General features: G+C 69.7%; 1 pseudogene. It reads left to right on the forward strand.

Annotated elements, in window-relative coordinates:
• Positions 1-379, forward strand: a pseudogene (locus L995_RS10150) (N5,N10-methylene tetrahydromethanopterin reductase); the annotation flags it as partial.

Below are 379 nucleotides of genomic sequence, written 5' to 3' on the forward strand. Positions count from 1 at the left end.
CGGAAAGCGGGCTGGCCCACTTTGCCGCCAGCACCGGCGTGGACTTTGCGCAGTACGGGCTGGACGACCCCATCTCCTTCGGCAACACCAACGCCATCCAGTCGGCGGCCCAGGCCGCCCAAAAGCAGGGCTGGACCACGCGGCGCAAGCTGCTGGAGCAGTTCACGCTGGGCAGCCGCTACGCCACCATCGTGGGTGACCCGTCCCAGGTGGCCGACGAGCTGGAGCGCTGGATCGACGTGGGCGAGATCGACGGCTTCAACCTGACGCGCATCGTCGCGCCCGAGACCTGGGAAGACTTCGCCCGCCTGGTCGTGCCCGAGCTGCAGAACCGGGGCCGCTACCGCACCAGCTACGGCGACGACGCCACGCTACGCGG

It is taken from the genome of Delftia sp. ZNC0008 (assembly GCF_000799035.1).
Taxonomy (GTDB): Bacteria; Pseudomonadota; Gammaproteobacteria; order Burkholderiales; family Burkholderiaceae_C; genus Comamonas; species Comamonas tsuruhatensis.